General features: G+C 37.7%; 18 protein-coding genes. 8 read left to right on the top strand and 10 right to left on the bottom strand.

The features are described 5' to 3' along the window. Positions 1 to 77: 77 nt before the first annotated feature. From QZL88_RS18165 to QZL88_RS18195, 7 genes are all read right to left on the bottom strand, one after another. Positions 78 to 533 carry a DUF1376 domain-containing protein gene (locus QZL88_RS18165; RefSeq protein ID WP_296943570.1) on the bottom strand — a complete coding sequence of 152 codons (456 nt, stop codon included), beginning with the start codon at positions 531 to 533 and terminating at the stop codon, positions 78 to 80. A gap of 10 nt (positions 534 to 543) precedes the next feature. Next, entirely contained in the window at positions 544 to 792 is a 249-nt protein-coding gene (locus QZL88_RS18170; RefSeq protein WP_296943571.1) for a hypothetical protein, read from the bottom strand. A gap of 10 nt (positions 793 to 802) precedes the next feature. Beyond that, positions 803 to 979, bottom strand: coding sequence for a hypothetical protein (locus tag QZL88_RS18175; RefSeq protein WP_296945154.1), 177 nt, complete (start codon positions 977 to 979; stop codon positions 803 to 805). Then, positions 924 to 1,346 carry a Cas9 inhibitor AcrIIA9 family protein gene (locus tag QZL88_RS18180; protein WP_296943573.1) on the bottom strand — a complete coding sequence of 141 codons (423 nt, stop codon included), beginning with the start codon at positions 1,344 to 1,346 and terminating at the stop codon, positions 924 to 926. The genes QZL88_RS18175 and QZL88_RS18180 overlap by 56 nt, the downstream gene beginning before the upstream one ends. Before the next feature lie 2 nt (positions 1,347 to 1,348). Beyond that, a complete protein-coding gene (locus tag QZL88_RS18185) occupies positions 1,349 to 1,672 on the bottom strand; it encodes a hypothetical protein (protein ID WP_296943575.1) in 324 nt (107 codons plus the stop codon). Between the two features lie 4 nt (positions 1,673 to 1,676). Beyond that, positions 1,677 to 2,801: a DNA polymerase III subunit beta gene (gene dnaN, locus QZL88_RS18190; RefSeq protein WP_296943578.1), complete on the bottom strand. Its 1,125-nt coding sequence runs from the start codon at positions 2,799 to 2,801 to the stop codon at positions 1,677 to 1,679. Between the two features lie 175 nt (positions 2,802 to 2,976). Continuing rightward, positions 2,977 to 4,302 (bottom strand): tyrosine-type recombinase/integrase, encoded by a 1,326-nt coding sequence (locus QZL88_RS18195; protein ID WP_296943580.1) that lies wholly within the window; start codon positions 4,300 to 4,302, stop codon positions 2,977 to 2,979. A gap of 586 nt (positions 4,303 to 4,888) precedes the next feature. On the opposite strand from QZL88_RS18195, the gene QZL88_RS18200 reads away from it, so the two are divergent. Beyond that, positions 4,889 to 5,623, top strand: a complete 735-nt coding sequence (locus QZL88_RS18200; RefSeq protein WP_296943582.1) for a hypothetical protein — start codon at positions 4,889 to 4,891, stop codon at positions 5,621 to 5,623. Positions 5,624 to 5,754: 131 nt separating this feature from the next. Here the strand turns inward: QZL88_RS18200 and fumC are convergent, their stop codons facing one another. Beyond that, complete coding sequence (fumC, locus tag QZL88_RS18205; RefSeq protein ID WP_296943584.1) at positions 5,755 to 7,149, bottom strand: class II fumarate hydratase; 1,395 nt, start codon at positions 7,147 to 7,149, stop codon at positions 5,755 to 5,757. A gap of 850 nt (positions 7,150 to 7,999) precedes the next feature. Between fumC and QZL88_RS18210 the strand changes: the two genes are divergently transcribed. Both QZL88_RS18210 and QZL88_RS18215 read left to right on the top strand, forming a co-directional pair. Beyond that, positions 8,000 to 9,847 carry a 2-oxoacid:acceptor oxidoreductase subunit alpha gene (locus tag QZL88_RS18210; RefSeq protein ID WP_296943586.1) on the top strand — a complete coding sequence of 616 codons (1,848 nt, stop codon included), beginning with the start codon at positions 8,000 to 8,002 and terminating at the stop codon, positions 9,845 to 9,847. Between the two features lie 4 nt (positions 9,848 to 9,851). Then, complete coding sequence (locus QZL88_RS18215; protein WP_296943589.1) at positions 9,852 to 10,883, top strand: 2-oxoacid:ferredoxin oxidoreductase subunit beta; 1,032 nt, start codon at positions 9,852 to 9,854, stop codon at positions 10,881 to 10,883. 158 nt (positions 10,884 to 11,041) lie between these two features. Here QZL88_RS18215 and QZL88_RS18220 read toward each other — a convergent pair whose 3' ends face one another. Together QZL88_RS18220 and QZL88_RS18225 are read right to left on the bottom strand one after the other, a co-directional pair. Beyond that, complete coding sequence (locus tag QZL88_RS18220) at positions 11,042 to 12,742, bottom strand: hypothetical protein (protein ID WP_296943591.1); 1,701 nt, start codon at positions 12,740 to 12,742, stop codon at positions 11,042 to 11,044. A 133-nt stretch (positions 12,743 to 12,875) separates the two neighbouring features. Continuing rightward, positions 12,876 to 13,739: a mechanosensitive ion channel family protein gene (locus tag QZL88_RS18225; protein WP_296943594.1), complete on the bottom strand. Its 864-nt coding sequence runs from the start codon at positions 13,737 to 13,739 to the stop codon at positions 12,876 to 12,878. A 191-nt stretch (positions 13,740 to 13,930) separates the two neighbouring features. On the opposite strand from QZL88_RS18225, the gene QZL88_RS18230 reads away from it, so the two are divergent. The 5 genes from QZL88_RS18230 (at position 13,931) to QZL88_RS18250 (ending at position 17,889) form a co-directional block, all read left to right on the top strand. Next, a complete protein-coding gene (locus QZL88_RS18230) occupies positions 13,931 to 14,605 on the top strand; it encodes a response regulator transcription factor (protein WP_296943598.1) in 675 nt (224 codons plus the stop codon). Continuing rightward, positions 14,602 to 15,876 (top strand): HAMP domain-containing sensor histidine kinase, encoded by a 1,275-nt coding sequence (locus QZL88_RS18235; protein WP_296943601.1) that lies wholly within the window; start codon positions 14,602 to 14,604, stop codon positions 15,874 to 15,876. The genes QZL88_RS18230 and QZL88_RS18235 overlap by 4 nt, the downstream gene beginning before the upstream one ends. 117 nt (positions 15,877 to 15,993) lie before the next feature. Beyond that, a complete protein-coding gene (locus QZL88_RS18240; protein WP_296943604.1) occupies positions 15,994 to 16,509 on the top strand; it encodes a hypothetical protein in 516 nt (171 codons plus the stop codon). A gap of 19 nt (positions 16,510 to 16,528) precedes the next feature. Beyond that, positions 16,529 to 16,972, top strand: a complete 444-nt coding sequence (locus tag QZL88_RS18245) for a PepSY-like domain-containing protein (RefSeq protein WP_296943605.1) — start codon at positions 16,529 to 16,531, stop codon at positions 16,970 to 16,972. 128 nt (positions 16,973 to 17,100) lie between these two features. Beyond that, complete coding sequence (locus QZL88_RS18250) at positions 17,101 to 17,889, top strand: TIGR02757 family protein (protein WP_296943649.1); 789 nt, start codon at positions 17,101 to 17,103, stop codon at positions 17,887 to 17,889. Positions 17,890 to 18,073: the final 184 nt, after the last annotated feature.

Consider the following 18,073-nt stretch of genomic DNA (forward strand, 5'->3'; position numbering starts at 1 on the left):
CAATTTAAACTGCAGCCAGGGGGTCAGTTTAGATTGTTACATGGGGGTCAATTTGGATTGGCGAGATGGGGTCAACTTTAGCAAATTTTTCCATGAGTTGAAAATGAATTATTTTGATAGGAAATAATCAAATCATAAAAATCATCTTTATTTACCTCTGGGAATCTTTTCTTAAACTTTTCGTATTCTTTTTGGTTGGAAAATTCGGATTTTAGTTTCTTCCAGAATTGCCCAATAACTCCATTTTTAGTTTGGGTATCTGAATATTTTTCACGCTTCTCCATCTCAATTTTAAGCCTAACATTATACCATCCTTTATCGCATTGTTTAAACTTTGCTTCAAGGGTTGCTTTAAGGGTTGCTTCATCAATGCCACTGCAAAACATTAAAACCCGATCTAAATCAAGTGGTATGTATCCGTGCTGATGCTGGTAAATCATCAAATCAAGATAGCATGCTCTTTCTTTGGGGAGCATCGTTCTTGTGCTCCCATAGAAATCATTACTGTAAAATAAAAATGCAGGATCTTTCATGTGATTTAAATTAATCGACAATATTGAGTTCTCTAGCTATCAGTATTGGTTGTAAAATTTCCGCTATAGTCAGAAACTCTTTATTTGTATAATCAATAATTGAGTATACGGCTTTACTTACTTCCAACTCAGAGCAGCCATAGCATTGCAGTCTTTCTGCTAGTAGCCCCCAGAAATTCTCTTCATTTTTAGGAAATGCTATTGCTAAATAAGTAAGCCACCCTTCTATAAATTCCTTTGATGCAATTTTCTTATCCATATCTATAATCTTATTTAAAATCTAACTCTGTTTGTTTTCTCTTATCCAGTTCAGTCTGGTAGTCTCTCATAGCTTCACGAACACGATGTTCGGTACGCATACAGCCGTAATCGCCTAAGGCAAGGCGATAGTTACACCGCCATATCGACTCCTTGAGGTATTCTGTTGACATCTTTTTTAGTTCCATTCTTTTTCGCTTTAAGACGTTCTTTGATCAAATGCATATTCTTAGTCACAAGAGAGATTATACGATCGTGGTACTCGGTGTTAGAGTTCTGTAAGCCTCGACATTGTACAACCTTTAGTTGTTTGAGAGACACTTCAACTGTCTCAATCCTTTTTCCTCGTATCCTAGCAGAAAAGATGAGCGAGTCTTCGATCATAGCACAACCGTTACTTGCTTGTTTCTTTGCCTGACTGGTTATGTAGCTGCAGCAGTCTTTGATATTCTTGTTTTCCTTTGCATACGTTACGGCAAAGAGAGAATCTTCTGCAGCTCGCTTATCTAAGTAAGCTTTGATTGTATCTTGAAATGAATTGTTATTTGTTGCCATGATTATTTATTCTTATTTTGTTCGTCCATAACCTTCCATAACTTTTTGTAGAACTTCTCATCAGGTACTTTGCCCTCGATTGATTCACCAAGGGCCACGAAGAATGCTCTACAAGGCTTCATATTATTAAAGTCAATAGCAAACATTGCGATCGCTTTTGCCTGAGTAGTATCGAGTTCATCCAATCCTGATAAATCACGTTGATTCGATTCCAATATTTCGATGGCTTTTTCGAGCCCTTGCTTGGCTCCGGCATTCTCAGTCTTATTGATATTCTCGTGTTTGAGAATGAGCTTTATCTTTCTTATTAAATCTGGCTTTGTCATGGCATCAATTGTTAAGCATCATTGGCATCAGGAGATATACTAACTTATCCTCCGACTTATCATCTACAGGAGTAATGAGAGTGGCCCGACTTGGATCGGAGAACGACATTTGAAGATTAGATGTAGGAATAGCAGAGATCAGCTCTGTAAGAAAATGCCCTTTAAAGCCAATAGCCATAGAATTGTTGTTGTACTCACAAGTAACCGTTTCATCAGCAGCAACAGAATAGTCAATATCCTGTGCCGATATTTTGATCTGATCGTTTGTTAGCTCTAGTTTAACCAAGCTGCTCGATTGATTGGCAAATACTGATACACGTTTTAATGCTCCATTCAGATCACCTTTACCTATTGATAATATTTTATCATTATTCTGAGGAATAACAGACCGGTAGTTTGGATAGCTTCCCTCTTGTAGAGTCGCAACGATGCTGTCCGATCCTAGTTCGAACCGGGCGGAATTACCGTTGATGAAAATATTTATCAGTTCATCGGATGGTTTGACTATACCTTTTAGAATGGTTGCAATTTTAAGAGGAAGGGCAAAGCTTATTTCTTCTGTCATTGATTCGTCTTGAAGTTCCAACAGTGCAAGCTTATGACCATCTGAGGCGACAAAGCTTATTTGACCTTCTGTGATATCCAGATAGACAGAAGTCATTATTGGGCGAAGATCATCAGTAGATGCACAGAAAATAGTTTTTTCTATCCCATTTAATAATACTTTGGATGATAAAGAAATCTTTGTAGCGTTGGTTACATCTTTTTCTTTGGGAAATTCATTAGGTGAAAGTCCTGCCAATTCAAACTTACCACCTTTGTATTTGACGATGACTGCTAGCTTTTCATCAATAGAAATTGTGATAGGCTGTTCCGGTAATGTCTTTAGGGCCTCAATTAATAATTTAGGTTCGATGCAAACAGATATGTTATTATCTGTCAATATTCCATCAATGGAAGTGTTTATCCGACCTTGATGATCGGCTGCCGAAATTCGGATTGTTCCGTCTTGGATATCCAAAAGAATATTATCCATGATCGGAAGCGTATTCTTCGGGGAGATGATTTTACTTACCGACTGTAGCCGGCTTAATAATTCTGTTTTCGAGATTGTAATTGTCGTTGTCATAGTGCCTAATGATTTTTAGTAGGCTACCAGACAAAGTGTCTTAGAGGAATTTACAGGAAAGTACGAGCTAGGTATATAAACACAAAAAAGCCAAATCTCATACTTTCATATAAAATTCGACTCGCTAAATCCTTTGCAAATATAAATAGTGTTTTTTAATAAAAAAATATTTTCGCTATTTTTTTTCTTCTCCTTTAAAATAAGTATGATTCATTAATCTCTTTGCATTCTCTTCTGCTGATACTTTAATATAATTCAAAGTCTGTTCTACTTTAGAGTGACCAAGAAGGTCTTGGATGAATTTAATATCTATACCCGCTAAGTACATATTTGTTGCCCCGGATCTTCTGGCTGTATGAGTTGTAATAAATTCATATTTAGAACCTACAGTACTAACTCTTTTTCCCCCTCTCGTTTTGGTTAGTAAAACTTCATCGTTTATTCCGGCGAGTTTCCCTATTTCCTTAATCTGCTTATTATGTTTTTGCCCTGATATGGGTTTGGGTAATATATTGCTGCGTCTTTCGAGTATTTCTTTTAATAAATGATGCATGGGAACGAATACTCGTTTATCTTTTTTCAACGTCCAGATGCCAATCAAATCATCTTTAAAATTCGCATTTTCAAGTCTGGAATAATCGGAATGACGAAGGGCCGTAAAGCAGCCAATCAAGAATCGATCTCGTTCCTCATTTAATGACTTAATTGCAGACTTTAAATTATTTGGACGCGCATCATAGCCGTTATTGATGAGAAATTCTTCTGTAAACTTAAGATTATATATATTTACAATTTCTTCTTCTGTTAAATAAATTGAATCTGTATTTTCTTGTTCAGTCTTAAAATCTTCATCCTCATGAAAAGAAAAGTTATGCAGTTTTTGCTTCTTTGCTTGTCCCGTAAAGGTTTTTATATCCTTTATTAGACCACCTATATAGTTTTTAGTATAATAAACCTGTTTGTCGCCTTTTTTATACGTGCTGGTAAGCATCCAGTTCATAAATCTATTATAAAAGTCTATATTAATATCAATGAACCTTAATCGTACTTTATATTTTTTCTCGAAGGCCAATAATTTATTTATTGTAGTAAGATAACTTTTTTTAGTTTCTTCTTTTCGTTGGCATTCATTCCTGTATTTATGTGCAAAGTTGATTAAGTACTGCTCATCTTCTTTGTCCGATATGCCACCTGCGTCGATGTTTTTCTGTCGTATTTTTTCATTTATAGCATCTTTTACCATTAATTGTGTCGGTACCAACATGCCCCATTCATTAAATACCATTTCTATAATATCAGCCCATTCCTCCAATCTCTTATTAATAAATGACGCATCTGGATATTCACGAACTATACGACATCTATGAGTCGAAGTATTCCAATATTTAACAATAACCGTTTCCCCAACATAAATAGGATAGCGCTGACCTTTAAATCTTACAATAGCCCTAATACTACTTGTTTTTTTTGATTTATCTTTTAAAAAGAAATTAATATCCATAATTCAAGGGAAACGCTCAGGGGAACGAATAGTTTTAGTTTATAAATTTCAGATTACAAAATAACAAAAATAATTTTTATAAGATGCTTATTTTTTGTGTTCTTATATTCATTAATATGATAAGTAAGTGCTTCCTTCATGCGCACGAATCAATTTTAAAACCCTTTGATTATCACTAGATTTTCAGAGGGTTTTTGCTTTGATAGGAACGTTTGTCTTATTGCAGATTATTCATCAATACATTACTAGCCTCAAAATTTGATAAAGTAATCTCTTGTTCCAAAAATAGAGTCTCTTCCAGTTGTTTGTGCAAATAAACTTTTATCTTATTATTTTGTATACTATTTTTCGATAGAGTATATGTAATGTGTTTATATTGTTTAGATATAGTGCTTTACGTGTTGTTATATGAAGTTGAGGAAAATATTACTTTCATATGCAGCTTTCCATAAATAAATCTCATCATATAATATATAAAGCAATATTAACCCTAGACTTTTTTATTATGAGAAATATTAATTTGTATTTTAAGTTATGCCTTGTTTTAGTATTTCTATTCATGGTTGCATGTTCTGATGAAAATAGGATGCATAATTTTCCAGGAGGAACTTCGGCCAGATTGTTACCTGTTAAAGTCTCAGGAGAAAAGAATGGAGGACAGACTATATTGATTTATGATAATTATAATCGTCTTGTAAACTGTAGTTATTATCTGAAGTCGGGAGGTGGATTATCCAAATATAGCGAACTTAAAATAGAATACGATACAGATGGTTGTATTAAAAAAGCCGTTGAGCAGATTTCAGGAGGAGAAAATAATGTCTATTTGTTTACCTACGATGAATCGCAGATCGTAATACAAGATACATATTATACCCGGTATATTGATGCCGACGCACAAGGCAGAATTTTGGGAATGAAACAATCTTATAACAATGACCGAAACACATCGGTAGTATATAATTATAGTTACGACCAAAAAGGTAATATAACAAAGTACGATTTGAACAATAATTATTATTCTTATGTATATGATAATTATAACGGTATATATAGTTATGTAAATACACCTCAATGGTTTTTAGTAATCATGCTGGGTAAATCCAATTTTGTTTATAATAATTGTACTGAAATATATACATATTCTTTGGATGAGAACGGTAAGGAACAGGCTCCTGTCACTTTTAAATTAACTTACACTTACAATGATAATGGCTATCCGGTTAAATATCATATCCCTAATATGTCGTTTTGTGGAACACCTCCTTTGCCGGAGAGTGACTTTAATATAGAATATCAGGAGGCCAAAGATGTCAAATAGAATATTCTGATTATAATTTATTAATAACAAATAAAAGGACAACCTTGGTTGTCCTTTTATTTGTTATTAAACTATATTCATAATCGACATTAAGAAAAGATTATAGAAGAAGTGCAAAAGAAAGTATTAACCTACTTCAGGCTTCCTACCATATCTTCCGGGCGAACCCATTTGTCGAACTCTTCGGCGGAAAGGAATCCGGATTTAATTGCTTCCTCTTTTAATGTTGTTCCGTTTTTATGCGCAGCTTTTGCTATAGCAGCAGCTTTTTCATAACCGATATGCGTATTTAGTGCGGTAACAAGCATAAGAGAATTATCCACCAATTCCTTTATTCGTTTGTGGTTAGGCTCTATGCCTGCAACACAGTGGTCATTAAACGATTTGCTCGCGTCGCCTAATAGCTGTGCTGATTGCAAGAAATTAGCCGCGATAACGGGCTTGAAAACATTGAGCTCATAATTACCCTGTGATCCTGCGATAGAGATTGTTGTATTATTCCCCATAACTTGCACACAAACCATTGTCATGGCTTCGTTTTGAGTAGGATTTACTTTTCCCGGCATAATTGACGATCCCGGTTCGTTTTCGGGCAATATAAGTTCCCCTATACCGGAACGTGGTCCTGAACCCAGTAACCGGATATCCTGTGCTATTTTGAATAGTGCCACTGCCATTTGATTCAAAGCTCCATGTGTGCCGACAATGGCATCGTGGGAGGCCAATGCTTCAAATTTATTAGGTGCGGTAACAAAAGGCAGACCTGTAAATTTAGCGATGTATTCTGCGACCTTCACATCATATCCGTCAGGTGTATTCAGGCCTGTTCCCACAGCTGTTCCCCCCAGTGCAAGTTGAGATAAATACTTCAATGTCCCTTTAGTAGCCTCGATGGCATATTGTAATTGGATTGCATAACCGGAAAACTCCTGGCCTAAGGTTAATGGAGTTGCATCTTGCAGATGTGTCCGGCCTATTTTAACTATGTCTTTAAACTCATCCGCCTTACTGCTTAAAGACTCTTGCAGTGTACGGACTTTAGGGATTGTTTGTTCTACTATCTTTTTATATGCGGCAATATGTAATGCGGTAGGGAAAGTGTCGTTTGAAGACTGTGATTTATTTACGTCATCATTCGGATGGATAGGGCTTTTTTCTCCGAGCCTACCCCCGCTTAATACCAATGCCCGGTTGGATATAACTTCGTTCACATTCATGTTTGATTGTGTACCCGATCCGGTTTGCCATATTACGAGAGGAAACTGGTCGTCGAGTTTACCTCCCAATATTTCATCACATACTTTGGCTATCAGATCCCTTTTCGATGCCTCCAACACACCCAGATCGGCGTTGGCATATGCCGCTGCTTTTTTCAGATAGGCAAATGCATAGATAATCTCTTTAGGCATGGATGCTTCCGGCCCTATTTTGAAATTGTTTCTTGAGCGTTCGGTTTGCGCTCCCCAGTATTTGTCAGCAGGAACTTTTACTTCTCCCATTGTATCTTTTTCTATGCGATATTCCATTTTTTGTATATTTAATTGTTGGTATGAAGTTCGGAATAATTATGATGAAAGCCAATAATTGATCGACCTAAATTTAAATACAAAGAATTATCGGGAGGCAGAGATGCAGGTATAGCAGTTTTATATAGATATAATTGTTGCAATACCCCCCAATATTGCAATTGCTCCCAGAATATTCTGATATTGAAAAAACTTTTTATCAGAATCTGCATACTTTTTTATTTTCAAATATCTGTAAATAAACAGTAAACCAATAAATATTTCTATTATACTGCCGAAAATAAGAAAGAGCCAATAAACTGCATTCTCCTGGATAACGCTGTACCGTATTGTACTTAATATCACAATACCTGCAACACCCCAAATAATAATTAGCGGTGCAATAGAGGCGAACCATAAAGCGGCTTTTTTGGTAATGGGATACTGATTGAATAATAAAGATATTAATCCGAAGATTATCAAAATAATAGCATATATCATATTAAATTTATTAAAAGTGAATTCAAATATATCTATACTTTTCCTGAATATCGATATTTGTCTATAAAGAAAGATTTTATATCAAAATAATCTATCTGTTATAGATGGATTTTAACAATGAATTGATAGAATATTTTATCAGATGATTCCTCATCATATTCCTTCTTTAATCCATACTTTATTAATTAAAAGATAGATGCTCAATCAATAATTGAAGAAAAATGCTTGAGTTCTTTTTAACGAAACTATGTAACCCTAAGTAAAAAGTGTTATTTTGGCATTTTTTTACTCAATTTAGTTTGTTTATTCATTAATACTTTTTTCCTTTGTTTATGATTTAATATACTATCTGTTATTTATAGAATTAGTAATGCAAAACACAGTAAAAATTAAGGACGTAAAGGACATAGTCATACGTTTTTCAGGTGATTCGGGGGATGGCATGCAGTTAACCGGAACCATCTTTTCAAACCTTTCAGCAATCTTTGGGAATCAAATCTCCACCTTCCCCGATTATCCGGCAGAAATCAGAGCTCCTCAAGGTACTCTTTCCGGGGTTTCCGGATTTCAGGTACATTTAGGAAACCAGATTTACAATTCCGGAGATAAGGCGGATGTATTAGTTGCGATGAATCCGGCAGCATTGAAAGTAAATGCCAATTTTCTGAAAAAAGATTCCGTTATTGTTATCGATACGGACTCTTTCTCGAAAAGAGATATGGAGAAGGCCTTGTTTGCCACAGAAGATCCTTTTGTTGAGTTGGGACTTACTACTCAACAAATAATCTCAGTTCCTATTACTTCATTGACTAAAAGTAGTCTGGAAGGAATGGAAATGGATATGAAATCGCGTATCCGTAGTAAAAATATGTTTGCTTTGGGTTTGGTTTGCTGGTTATTCAACCGGCCTCTCGATGTTGCTAACCATATGCTATCGGCTAAATTTGCCAAGAAACCGGTATTGGTGGAAGCAAATCTGAAGGTATTGGCCGATGGTTTCAATTATGGACAGAATACCGATACTACCATATCATCATATCGTGTAGAAACTGTAAATGTAGATAAGGGTTATTATCTGGATGTAAACGGAAACACAGCAACAGCTTACGGGCTGATTGCCGCTTCAGAAAATTCAGGCAAGCCGCTTTTCTTAGGCTCATATCCGATTACACCTGCCACTGACATATTGCACGAGCTCGTTAAATTTAAACAGTTAGGAGTAAGGGCCATTCAGGTCGAAGATGAAATAGCAGGAGTGTGTACCGCTATCGGTGCCAGTTTTGCAGGAAGCCTTGCCGCTACCTCAACTTCCGGACCAGGTCTGGCTCTGAAGGGAGAAGCTATAGGCCTTGCCGTAATGGCAGAATTACCTCTTATTGTGGTGGATGTTCAGCGCGGAGGCCCGTCGACAGGTCTGCCTACCAAAACTGAACAAACCGACCTTCGTCAGGCTCTGTACGGACGTAATGGGGAAAGTCCCATCGTCGTTATGGCTGCTGCTAGCCCCACAGACTGTTTCGATATGGCGTATTGGGCATCTAAAGTCGCATTAGAACATATAACTCCGGTAATATTACTCACCGACGGTTACATTGCTAATGGCTCATCCGCATGGCGTATACCTGATTTGGATAAGTATCCGTCTATAGTGCCGCACGATGTAAGCCAATATAAAGGTAACGAATGGCGCAGTGCATTACGTGACGATGAAACGATGGCTCGTTATTGGGCCGAGGCAGGTCTTGAAGGTTATGCACACCGTATAGGAGGACTCGAAAAAGACTATACTACGGGAGCTATATCTACAGATGCAGCAAATCATCAGAAAATGGTGAACGTGCGTCAGGCAAAAGTTGATAAGATTGCCGATTTTATCCCGCAATTGGAACTGATAGGTGGTGAAGATGCCGACTTGCTCGTTGTGGGTTGGGGCGGTACCTACGGACATCTGCGCGAAGCTGTGGAGAAAATGAATGACGCGGGACAGAAAGTAGCTTTGGCTCATTTCCGTTTTATTAGCCCGTTGCCGAAAAATACAGCGGCAGTACTGAAGAAATTTAAGAAAATTATCGTTGCAGAACAAAATAATGGCCAGTTTGCCGGCTATCTGCAGGAAAAAATAGAGGGATTGCAAATATCCCGTTACAATAAGGTAGAAGGGCAGCCTTTTGCTGTATCCGACCTGCTAGAAGCATTCACCAAGAAATTAGGAGAGTAAAACTATGGATGTAAATGTAAAGATGGCCTCATCTCATCAGGCCAAAGATTATAAAAGCGATCAGTATGTACGCTGGTGTCCGGGATGCGGAGACCACGCTCTTCTCAACTGTTTATATAAAGCAATGGCCGAACTGGATATACTGCCGCATATGACGGCTGTGGTTTCAGGTATCGGTTGTTCTTCGCGTCTGCCTTACTATATGAATACATATGGTTTCCATACTATTCATGGCCGTGGGGCTGCTGTGGCTACAGGAGTGAAGACTGCAAAACCTGAATTATCGGTATGGTTGGCTACCGGTGACGGCGATTGCCTGGCAATCGGCGGTAACCACTTTATTCATGCGGTTCGCCGTAATGTGGATATAAATATCCTGTTGTTGAACAATAAAATATACGGGTTAACGAAAGGACAATTTTCCCCGACATCCGACAGGGGATTCGTTTCAAAGTCTTCTCCGTATGGTACGGTAGAAGATCCGTTCCATCCTATTGAACTGGCTTTAGGCGCTCGCGGGACCTTCTTTGCCCGTTGTATCGACGTCGATCTGGCAAATACTACCGAGATATTGACGCATGCGGCACGGCATAAAGGTACGTCTGTTGTGGAAATCCTCCAGAATTGTGTGATATTTAACGACGCTATCCACGACAATATTGTAGATAAAGCATGGAGAGCCGAGCGTACGATATTACTTAAGCATGGAGAAAAAATGTTGTTCGGTGCCAATAAAGACAAAGGTCTTGTTATGGACGGATGGCAGATCAAAGATGTGATTATCGGACAAAACGGATTTACAATAGATGATGTCCTTGTTCACGACGCTACTATGCAGGATGATACTTTGCATATGAAATTAGGGCTGATGTCTCCCGAAAACGGACTGCCTTTGGCTTTAGGTGTTATCCGCGATGTAGACGGGCCTACATATGACCAGGGGGTGGCAGATCAGATCAAAGATGTGCAAGCGAAGAATCCTGTGCGTAAGTTAAGGGATTATCTGATGGCTAAGGATGTGTGGGAAGTGAAATAAGTCTGAGATTATTCGAAAATAAGTGAGAAGGCCGGAGTATTATTCTCCGGCCTTCTTGTTTGTAGATGTCAGAAAAATATGAGCTACAGTAAAGAGTAAAAAAATAGCAGCAGGAAAAATCCTACTGCTATTTCTATATTTCAAAACCTGTTAATACCTTATCTGATCAGCATGTTTTTCACATCAGAATTAGTAAGGAATTTTGCAAATTCGATGTCGTTAAGAACTTCAGAAGTTGAAAATCCTTTGTCTAATGCAGAACGTAAGTTACCAACAACACCCGATGTATTATTTGTTCTGGCAGCTACTATAGCTGACAGGTAATATGTTGTAGCATCTTTCTTAGCTACAGCATCCAATGTTTGTTGTGCTTTGTTATAGTTTTGGGTCAATACCTGAGCTAGAGCAGCATTGTTTGTCTTAGCATCGCCAAAAGACTGTACAGCTCTGTTGTAATCACCTTTTTGTAAGTATAATAAACCGAGTGCTTCACCCAGAGTATTAGCGCCGGAAGCGCTACCCAGCAGTTGTTCCGCTTTAGCGGTATTGCCATCGGCAAGAGAAAGCAAAGCCTGATTCATATTAGCTTCAGGAGCTTTTGTAGATACCTGCGCCGCTTTGTTGAATGCTTGTACAGCTTTACTGTCCTGACCGTTTGTATAGTAATAAGCACCTAGGTTATTCCATCCGCGGTAGTCGTTAGGGAATTTCTGAGTAACATAAGTATATATCTTCTCTTTAGAAGTTCCATCCAAATTAGCAGCATAAAGAAGCTCTTCTACAGTAAGACCGGTAAGGTCAGAGTTCGCAGCGTTCTTCAATTCTTCGTCAGTCTTGCCGATAACTTCAATATTGGCAATCAGACGTGAACGACGAAGCTTAGGAAGGATTGTTTCAGCTAATCCTGAATATACTGCTGAGATATTTTTGATTTCTTTTTCTCTTGTTTCAGTATCAGGATACATAGAAAGAACTCTCAATACGATATCTTTGTCCTGAAGACTTGAAGCCTGAACCAATTTTTGGAAACCGTCCCAGTCCTGAGCAGTATATTTTGCATTGATTTCAGTATCTATGTCCTTTTTCTTAAATTCTTTTGATAGATAATCTGTTGTGTTTTTCTCACGTTTCTCAGCAAGTTTTTCGTTCAACTCATATCCTCCGTCAGGTGATGCATAGGCAGATATTTCTACATTTACATTCTTACGGTCATTAGAGTCAGCCTCTTTAACCAAATCTTTCCATGCGGCAAGATTTGTAGAATTCAATTCGCTTGAACGCAATTCAGCTTGTTGGATAAGGAACATGATATCTGCATCATATGCCTCTTTGATAATGCGCTGGAAAGCGTCAGGAGCTACAGCCGGAGTAGTTGTTGCAGCACTGGCAAGAGCTTGAGTAGAAACTACGCCGTCAGCAATTTTTACATCAGGGAAGCCAGCTACAGTTTTGCCGTTTCTTGTGAAATCGAATCTTAAGAATAATTCTGATTTCTTCATTGCAGGTGTGTAGTCAAATTCTGATCGTAGTGTTATAGCACTACCGCTTTCGAAATTAACAACAGTACCGTTTCCTGCAACCTTTTCGCCTTGATAAGTGTAAGAAGTGCCCAAAGCTTCACCTCCGCTGTATTTCAATACAGGGGTAACAACTACAGAAGTACTTTTTTCGAACCATTTGGCAGGGAAACGTCCGTTTATTGTCACCGGTACTTTTGTGCCTACTAATTCGAGAGGAGAAGGGTTAGTTGTGAATAAAGAATTTGCTAACGGGGTCATCGTTTTTTTGCTACAAGATGTTCCTAGTATAGCAACCAGAGCAATTAATGAAAATAATAGCTTTAATTTCTGCCTTTTCATAGCTTTTTAAAAATTATTGATTTATTATATAATATATAGACATTTCTTACCTGGTACAAAACTACCTTTTTTCTTCTTGAATAGAAAATGCCTATATGCGATTTATAGATATAAAGAGGACTTTTAATGTTTTTTAATCTTTGAGCATTTTGATGCTTGTAACAGCCGGGCCATAAATGCTATTTTCGCGGAAGGCAGCATATACTTTTTCGTTCAGGTCTACATTTACGGCAGCGTAATCCCCGCTATCTACCCATACCCGGATTGTAACGTCTATTGTACCATTATTCAACATTGTAACACCAACAAACGGAGCTGGTGTGTTTTTGACCGATGAGTTATTCTTAATCACAGACAGGAGGATCGATTTTACCTCATCTACGTCTGCTCCATAGCCCAGGGTAAATGTAATATCTATACGCCTTTCTTTTTGAGTAGAGTAGTTGGTTATAGTCCCGGTAGACAAGGGGCCGTTCGGTATGTAAATAGTACGGTTATCCCCGGTGAGAAGTATCGTGTAGAGAATACCTATGGCTTGTACTGCTCCGTCCATCCCTTGGGCTACAATTCTGTCTCCTACCTTGAATGGCTTGTTTATCAGTAGCATGACTCCTCCTGCAAAGTTGGATAGATTGTCTTTCATGGCCATACCCACAGCTAAACCTACGGCGGCAAGAATAGCGGCAAAGGATGTCATTGAAAGTCCCAATATATTCACTATCAATAAGAACAAAATAAGTTGTAATGTGATATTGGCCAGACTGTCGAGAAAGCTTTTAACGGTGGCCTCAATCTGACGCCTTTCCAGAAAACGGTCAATAAATTTTCTCAGCCATTTAATCACCCATCGTCCAATGATAAAGACTACTGTAGCCGCAATCAGTTTCAAGCCTAAAGTTACGGCATGATCGAATATTTTGTCTAGGAAATTGTCGATGGCAGATACCGATAATTCTGTATTTTGGAGCGTGTCTCCGGGAATAATGTCTAGTAGCATATTTCTTTTGTTTTTTATTTCAAAATTAGTTAATATTAGATGAATAAACAGTTTTTGTAACTATTATTTTAACCCTTGAAACACTGGATTGTTTGAAAGGTTTAATTTTTTTAAAAACTAAATCTCACAGAGATTCGCTATATTTGAGAACTGTAATACATACTTTCATTGTCTATAATAATCAGGAGAATATGAAAATACTTATTGTCGAAGATGAATATGAGATACTGAGATCTATAGAGTCATTCTTATTATCAGAAAGTTATATAGTGGAAAAGGCGACGGACTATGCATCAGGTATCGAAAAAGTACAACTTTATGAGTATGATTGTATCTTGCTGGATATATCGTTACCCGGAGGTAGTGGACTGAAGATATTGGAAGAGATGAAGAAAACGGGGATAACAGGCAATACTATTATTATTTCTGCTAAGAATTCGCTGGAAGATAAAATAACCGGACTGGATCTAGGTGCGGACGACTATCTGACCAAGCCTTTTCATTTGGCGGAACTGCATGCCCGGATAAAGGCTGTACTCAGGCGGAAACAGCTCGATGGCAGCAATGTATTGAAGCTGGGTAATGTTTCTGTTGATTTCGATAAGCATCTTGTCTATATAGATGACCAGGAGTTGAGGCTTAACCGCAAGGAATTTGATATTCTGAGCTTTTTTGCAATGAATACAAACAAACTGATAACGAAAGAAGTTTTGGCAGAGCATGTATGGGGCGATAATATCGATTCCGCTGATAACTTTGATTTCGTATATGCTCAGATGAAAAACCTGCGTAAGAAATTGAAGGATAGTAATGCTGGTATTATGTTGGAGAATGTTTATGGTGTAGGATATAAAATGACGGTATGAAACTGGTGAATCATATAACCTTCAGGCTATCGGGTATTTTTATCTTGATCCTGCTTGTCTGGTCTGTAGTCTATTTCTTTATACAGATGAAAGAAATACATGACGGAATAGACGAGGGGCTGAATAACCTGAGGCAAGAGTTTATATACAAGGCGAATCATTCGGAGGGATTTGTATCGGATATGGAGAAACATAACCCTTTGAATATTATTGTTGAAGAAATAAGCTATGATGAGGCTAAAGATTTCAAGGAAATTTATACCGATTCCAGGGTTTATTTCATAACCGAAGAAGAGGAGGAAGAAGTACGCATGCTCACCACGGCATTCTTCTGCGAGAAGGATGGGCAGTATTACAGGTTAAAGTTTTTTACATCGACTGTCGAAAGCGATGATCTTATAAAGAATATGCTAATCTTGCTACTTGCCTTATGGCTGTCTTTGGGATTGGCTATCGCTATTGTTATCAAGGTAGTTATACACAGGAGCAACAAGCCATTCTATAAATTACTGGATAATTTGAAGGGATTCCGGCTGGATAATACGCGCATGATAGAATTGCCATCTACCGATATATACGAATATAGTGAATTGAATGAGTCGGTAAAAGGTTTATTGGAAGAAAATATAAGAGCTTTCACAGAGCAAAAGAACTTTATAGAAAATGCTTCGCATGAAATACAAACCCCTCTAACGATCGTTATCAGTAAAATGGAACTTCTGATGAGTGACGGACGTCTCGGTCAGGAGCAATTAGAGGAAATGAATGTCATTCTCAATAGCCTGAACCGTATGCGCCGCCTCAATAGTAGCTTGCTGTTATTGTCTAAAATAAGGAATAAGCAGTTTAAGGAAAATGAACAGGTTGACATGGCGAATGTCTTCGAAGAAGTGCTGGGTGATTTCAAAGACCTTATTGAGCATAAAGAAATTGAGGTGCAAGAGGAGAAGAACAGTAATCCTATTATACATATAAATAAGGATCTTGCCTATATATTAGCCAATAACCTGGTAAAGAATGCAGTCTTTCACAACATAAAAGGAGGTAAAATCTTTTTGACTTTTAATGCCGGCTCCATTATTATATCTAATACCGGGGCAGCTATAGGTGACGATATGGACATCTTCGAGCGTTATGTTTCGGGGAACAATGACTCAAAGTCGTCCGGCTTGGGGCTGTCGATTGTCAAATCGATTACAACTATTTATAATATTCCCATACATTACAGATATAAGGATAATAAGCATATAATCACCCTGACACTTGCCTAGCCTGAATATTACTGTTTAAGATAATTTTACATTGTAAAAACGATTTTTCCCAATTCTTTTCAGATTTGGGTTAGCATATTTGTAATATAATTTCTAGGAATAACTAAATGACAGATTATGAAAACTATTACAAAAACGCTTTTTTTATTGCTTATCAGTATCTTATCTTTTCAGTTTACAGCAGCACAGCCAACCATCTCGTCAAAATATACAGATACAGAAGTAGACGGTATGATCAGAGCATATAAAACTTCATATTCGAAGGATATACGACCTTCGGCAGCTCTTCAACAGCAGTTCATCAAAGATTTCCCGAAAGCAAGGGATATAGAGTGGGAAGCTGCCGGAAATGTCTACGAAGCCGATTTTGAAATAGGGCGTACAGATTATAAAGCATATTATGACCAGAATGCCGGCTTACTAATGTATGTACACGAGATCAGGGAATCAGGGTTGCCTGCAATCGTAAAAAATGGTGCAGAGGCTAAATATCCGAATTATAAATTCGATGATATTAAGAGAATTGTAAAAGGGAAGGAAACATTTTATCAGATAGAAATGAAAAAGGAGCAGATGGAAATAAAAGCTACATTCAGAGAGAATGGAACTTTTGTAAAAGAAATATTGGATTAATAAAAAAAAACGAGGTGAAATGAAAAAAGTATTATTTACATTGAGTTTGTTGGCAGCGTCATTTGCGTTTATCGCATGTGGAGACGACGATGATGACACTGTTATTACAGTAAAAGAGTTGCCTGCAAATGCACAGGCATTTCTCCAGACCCATTTCCCGGGACAGGAGGTGAGATTAGTGGAAAAAGACAATGATAGTGATGATGTATATCTTACTAACGGATATGACGTGGAATTTACGTTGTCAGGTGATTGGGATGATGTGGATGGATACGGAAAAGAATTACCGGAGAGTGTTATTTCCCTTCTTCCGGAGGCAATACCTGCTTATGTTGCCGCTAACTATTCTCAGAACTTTATAGATGAGATAAACAAAGAAAATTATGGTTATGAAATAGGTCTGAATAACAATATAGAATTGGAATTCGATATCAATGGGGATTTCTTAAGAGTAGACAGATAAGGAATAATCTGAAATAGAGAAATAGGACAGGGAATAGCTAAATAGTTATTCCCTGTTTTTATTATGATAAAGTAATATCTGTAAAAAACTATACCTTTGTATCCTGAATTTTTTAACAAAATGAATAAGTGGAGGATATACATATACTTGATTTAAAGGAATTTTTAGATAAAAAGGTTGAGCAATACAATACTCCGGAATTTATAGCTAACGACCCGGTTTGCATCCCGCATAGCTTTGCGTCGAAACAGGATAAGGAAATAATGGGATTCTTTGCTTCCATATTTGCCTGGGGGCAACGCAAGACGATTATCAATAAATGCAGGGAGTTGGCTCAGCGAATGGATAACAAACCCTATGAGTTTATTATGCAACATAAAGACTCCGATCTGAAAAAAGTGTTGGAATTTAAGCACCGCACATTCAATGATACGGATTTATTATATTGTATTCATTTTATGAAGCGGCACTATGCTGAATATAATAGCTTTGAGGACGCATTCTTTCCGGACGGGAATATGACTGTTGAAGACGCGCTCAACCATTTCGAATCCTATTTTTTCTCTCATCCCGATGCCCCTCAGCGTACACGCAAGCACATACCTTCACCTGCCCGTCGGTCGGCATGTAAGCGTCTCAATATGTACCTGCGTTGGATGGTACGTAGCGATAATAATGGAGTAGACTTCGGATTATGGAAAAAAGTTAAGCCCGACGATTTGATTTGCCCGCTCGATCTGCATGTGGAACGTACTGCCCGCAAGCTGGGTTTACTGCATCGCGAAAAGCCCGATTGGCAGGCTGCATTGGAGCTAACCGGTAATCTCAGATTGCTGGACGCTGCCGATCCCGTGAAATATGATTTTGCCCTTTTTGGGATTTCCATTGAGGAAAAATGTATTATCGACAGGACTTAGAGCCTGTTTCAATTTTATATGAATACTTTATTATAATACTATTTTCGTTCATTTTCAGTCTCTTTTTATCCGATTTTCCCCTTTTTTCAGCTTGAATAGCCCGCTATTCGCACTTCAAAAAAGAAAAAATCATTCTAAAAATAGTTCTGAAAATCTGAACGAATAAAATTTAGACAGGCTCATA

This window comes from uncultured Dysgonomonas sp. (assembly GCF_900079725.1).
Classification (GTDB): Bacteria; Bacteroidota; Bacteroidia; order Bacteroidales; family Dysgonomonadaceae; genus Dysgonomonas.

Excerpts from the sequence above, each read along its gene's own strand:
- QZL88_RS18175 (WP_296945154.1), bottom strand. The coding sequence starts at position 979 with ATGGAACTAAAAAAGATGTCAACAGAATACCTCAAGGAGTCGATATGG.
- QZL88_RS18215 (WP_296943589.1), top strand. The coding sequence starts at position 9,852 with ATGGATGTAAATGTAAAGATGGCCTCATCTCATCAGGCCAAAGATTAT.
- QZL88_RS18185 (WP_296943575.1), bottom strand. The coding sequence starts at position 1,672 with ATGACAAAGCCAGATTTAATAAGAAAGATAAAGCTCATTCTCAAACAC.
- QZL88_RS18165 (WP_296943570.1), bottom strand. The coding sequence starts at position 533 with ATGAAAGATCCTGCATTTTTATTTTACAGTAATGATTTCTATGGGAGC.
- QZL88_RS18180 (WP_296943573.1), bottom strand. The coding sequence starts at position 1,346 with ATGGCAACAAATAACAATTCATTTCAAGATACAATCAAAGCTTACTTA.
- dnaN (WP_296943578.1), bottom strand. The coding sequence starts at position 2,801 with ATGACAACGACAATTACAATCTCGAAAACAGAATTATTAAGCCGGCTA.
- QZL88_RS18235 (WP_296943601.1), top strand. The coding sequence starts at position 14,602 with ATGAAACTGGTGAATCATATAACCTTCAGGCTATCGGGTATTTTTATC.
- QZL88_RS18225 (WP_296943594.1), bottom strand. The coding sequence starts at position 13,739 with ATGCTACTAGACATTATTCCCGGAGACACGCTCCAAAATACAGAATTA.
- QZL88_RS18170 (WP_296943571.1), bottom strand. The coding sequence starts at position 792 with ATGGATAAGAAAATTGCATCAAAGGAATTTATAGAAGGGTGGCTTACT.
- QZL88_RS18230 (WP_296943598.1), top strand. The coding sequence starts at position 13,931 with ATGAAAATACTTATTGTCGAAGATGAATATGAGATACTGAGATCTATA.
- QZL88_RS18220 (WP_296943591.1), bottom strand. The coding sequence starts at position 12,742 with ATGAAAAGGCAGAAATTAAAGCTATTATTTTCATTAATTGCTCTGGTT.
- fumC (WP_296943584.1), bottom strand. The coding sequence starts at position 7,149 with ATGGAATATCGCATAGAAAAAGATACAATGGGAGAAGTAAAAGTTCCT.
- QZL88_RS18240 (WP_296943604.1), top strand. The coding sequence starts at position 15,994 with ATGAAAACTATTACAAAAACGCTTTTTTTATTGCTTATCAGTATCTTA.
- QZL88_RS18195 (WP_296943580.1), bottom strand. The coding sequence starts at position 4,302 with ATGGATATTAATTTCTTTTTAAAAGATAAATCAAAAAAAACAAGTAGT.
- QZL88_RS18210 (WP_296943586.1), top strand. The coding sequence starts at position 8,000 with ATGCAAAACACAGTAAAAATTAAGGACGTAAAGGACATAGTCATACGT.
- QZL88_RS18200 (WP_296943582.1), top strand. The coding sequence starts at position 4,889 with ATGCATAATTTTCCAGGAGGAACTTCGGCCAGATTGTTACCTGTTAAA.
- QZL88_RS18245 (WP_296943605.1), top strand. The coding sequence starts at position 16,529 with ATGAAAAAAGTATTATTTACATTGAGTTTGTTGGCAGCGTCATTTGCG.